Origin of the sequence: Phenylobacterium sp., assembly GCF_036821595.1 — a bacterium.
Lineage (GTDB): Bacteria > Pseudomonadota > Alphaproteobacteria > Caulobacterales > Caulobacteraceae > Phenylobacterium.
Genome location: NZ_DAISJG010000145.1, coordinates 1 through 3,192, shown reverse-complemented (window position 1 = coordinate 3,192; position 3,192 = coordinate 1). Strand labels below are relative to the sequence as shown.

Genomic DNA, 3,192 nt, shown 5'->3' with positions numbered 1-3,192 from the left:
CGCATGTCGAAGCCGCCGGACTTGAAGCCCTGGCTGTAGGAGACGTAGCCCGTCAGATCCGGGTTGAACTCGTAGCGGGCGCTGACCCGCGGGGTGAACTTCTCGTAGGTGTCCTCGCTCGTGAAGTTCGAGCGGACCAGGCCGGGGACGGCGACGGCGTTGCCGAACAGCGGGCTGCGGATGCCCGTGAAGTTCTGCCGGTAGACGCGGCCCTGCTTCTCGTCGCGGGTGTAGCGGCCGCCCACGGAGACCGACAGGGCGTCGGTGACGTCGAAGCTGACGTCGGCGAAGGCCGAGTAGCTCTCGGTGTCCACGTGGCCCGCGGTGGCGATGGTCAGGTTGGCCTGACTCACGACGGTGTCGAAGGCGCCGGCGGCGGTGGCGTTCAGGTAGAACAGGCCGGCCACGGCCTGCACCCGGTCACCCGTGTAGAGCAGCTGCAGCTCCTGGGTGAACTGGTGGTCGTTGTAGCGGGCCGGGATGTCCAGCAGGGCCTGCGGCAGGGTGTCGAAATCGATCGTCCCTTCCGTCTCGCCCGCGCGATAGGCGGTGATCGACTTGAAGGTCAGGGTCTCGGACATGTCCCACTGGCCGAGCAGCGACACGCCGCGGGCCTCCACCACGTTGTGGTCACCGGAGCCGGCGCGGGTGTCGTAGACGTCCGGCAGCACCTCGCCGCCCGGGATCGGCTGGCCCAGGACGTTCAGGGCCGGGACCTCGCGGTGGCCGTGGCGCGGGTTCGACCGGTCGGTGACGATGTCGCCCGACAGGCGGAAGAACAGGTCGGCGGAGGGCTCGAACTCGAGCGTCGCCCGGGCGGCCGAGACGTCCTTGTTGTAGTGCTCGGCGCCGGTGTTCAGGTTCGTGCCGAAGCCGTCGCGGGAGAACTTGGCCCAGGTCAGGCCGACGCCCACGGTGTCGGTGATCTTGCCCTTGGCCGAGGCGATCACGTCGCGCTGGTCGTAGGAGCCGAGCTGGCCCTTGAGTTTCAGCTCAGGCTCGCCGGTGATCTTGGCGGTGACGTACTTGATCGCGCCGCCGATGGTGTTGCGACCGTAGAGCGTGCCCTGCGGGCCACGCAGCACTTCCATCCGCTCGATGTCGAAGATGTCCAGCACCGCGGCCTGCGGGCGGGCCACGTAGACGTCGTCGATGTAGAGGCCGACGCCGGGCTCGAAGCCCCACAGCGGGTCCTGCTGGCCGACGCCGCGGATGAAGGAGATCAGGGTCGAGTTGGAGCCACGGGCGACCTGCACCGTCAGGTTGGGCGTGGTCTGCTGCAGGGTGGTGATGTCCACCGCGCCGGTCTGCTCCAGGCGCTCGGCGGTGATCGCCGTGACGGCGACGGGCACATCCTTCAGGGTCTCCTCGCGACGCCGCGCGGTGACCACCAGTTCCTCCACCACGCCGACTTCGTCGGCGGGACCGACGTCCTGCGCCAGGGCCAGGGTCGGAACGACGGACCAAGCCGCGCCCGCGAGGAGCGCCGCCTTCATGAGAGCTTTCATTATATCCTCCCGGCGCCGCCGTCCGTCCCCCATGGATCCGGCGGCCGGCGCAGAATTCATCGCAATGCGAATTATGGCCTATGTGCCGCAATTCGGGGCAGCGGCGCCAGCGGCGGGAGGAGCTGGCTGCGCTGTTTTTAATCAGGTGATGAAATTGCGCCACAGTGGCGCTGGGAGTCAGGTCGTGCGGGCCTTCAGGGCGGCGTAGACGGCCTTGGCCGAGTTGGCCCGGACCTCCGGCGTGCCGGCGCCGGGAACCGAGCCGCGCACGTTCTGGATCATGCCGACGAAGACCACGTCGTGGGTCGGGTCGATCCAGAACCAGGTCCCGAACGCCCCGCCCCACCAGTAGCTGTCGAGGCCGTGGGGCAGTCCGCTCTCGGCGGGCCGCCTGTGCACGGCGAAGTCCATGCCGAAGCCGAGGCCCTCCTGGTTGGGGCCGTAGAGGTCGATCTTCACGCCGGGCTTCAGGACATCCTGGCGCATCAGCCGCACGGTCTCGGGCTTGAGGATGCGCGCGCCCTCCAGTTCGCCGCCGTTCAGCAGCGCCTGGCAGAAGCGGAAGTAGTCGGGGGCCGTGGAATAGAGGCCGCCGCTGCCGGAGAGGAAGGCGGGCTTCGTCGTCTGAACCCGGGCGTCGGTGGGCGTGATCCGCCCGGCCGCGTCGTAGGTGTGGACCTTCGAGACCCGCGCCACCTTGCCGGGGTCCACCCAGAACTGGGTGTCGGGCATCCTCAGCGGCGTGAACAGGTGGTCCTGGAAGTAGCGGTCGAGCGACTTCCCCGACATCTTCTCCACGAGATAGCCCTGGATGTTGACCACCGGGCCATAGGCCCAGTCGGTCCCCGGCTGGCTGGCCAGGGGCAGCTTCGCCAGCTTGTCGATCATGCCCTGCAGGTCGGTCTCGGCGAGGTTGTCCTTCTCGTAGACCGCGCTCACGCCGAAGCCCGCAGTGTGGCTCATCAGCTGGGCCATGGTCATGGAGCTCGCCTGCGCGACCAGTTCGCCGCCCGCCGTCTTCACCTTCAGGTCCGCGAACTGCGGGATGTGCCGGGCGACCGGATCATCCAGGCGCCACTTGCCCTGCTCGTAGAGCTGCATCATCGCCACGCCCGTGATGGGCTTGGTCATGGAGGCGATGCGGAAGATGCTGTCCGGACGCACCGGCGTGCGCTCGGCCGCGTCGAGCGCGCCGTAGGCGTCGAGGTTCACCACCTTCCCCTTGCGGGCGAGCAGGGTCACCACGCCGGCCAGCTTCTGCTGGTCGACAAGCGCATGCATCTGGCTGTTCAGGGCGGCGACGCCCGCCGGGTCGAAACCCACCGCCTGCGGCGGCGACAGCGTCGGAGCGGCGCGGGCCGATCCGGCGACGGTGAAGGCGGCGGCGCCCGCCAGCAGGCTGCGGCGGGTGGCGATGGTGGTCATGCAGGCTCCTCCCAGGACGTCGTTCTTGTGGTTGGGAGCACTCTCGCTTCCGAAAGGCCGGCGCGCCAGAGCCCGAGTGTCACGCCGGCTTTCGGCGGACGACCTCCTGCAGGCCAGCGGCGCAGTAGGCGTAGAGCCTGGCGCGCACCGCCTCGAGGTCGGTGGAGCGGCAGAGGCCGTCGGAGAGCTGGTCGATGCGGCCGGTCTCCGAGAGCGCCAGCATCATCGCCCCGGTGAGGAACTGGTAGCACCAGTAGAG

At 68.9% G+C, this 3,192-nt stretch carries 2 protein-coding genes and 1 pseudogene; all 3 read right to left on the bottom strand.

Going from position 1 to position 3,192, the window contains the following annotated elements; translation table 11 throughout:
• A partial coding sequence (locus V7Z97_RS19915) for a TonB-dependent receptor (RefSeq protein WP_334165298.1) occupies positions 1 to 1,508 on the bottom strand: 1,508 nt, incomplete at its 3' end.
• Between the two features lie 177 nt (positions 1,509 to 1,685).
• Positions 1,686 to 2,933 (bottom strand): serine hydrolase domain-containing protein, encoded by a 1,248-nt coding sequence (locus V7Z97_RS19910; RefSeq protein WP_334165297.1) that lies wholly within the window; start codon positions 2,931 to 2,933, stop codon positions 1,686 to 1,688.
• A gap of 79 nt (positions 2,934 to 3,012) precedes the next feature.
• A pseudogene (locus V7Z97_RS19905) lies at positions 3,013 to 3,192 on the bottom strand (TetR/AcrR family transcriptional regulator); the annotation flags it as partial.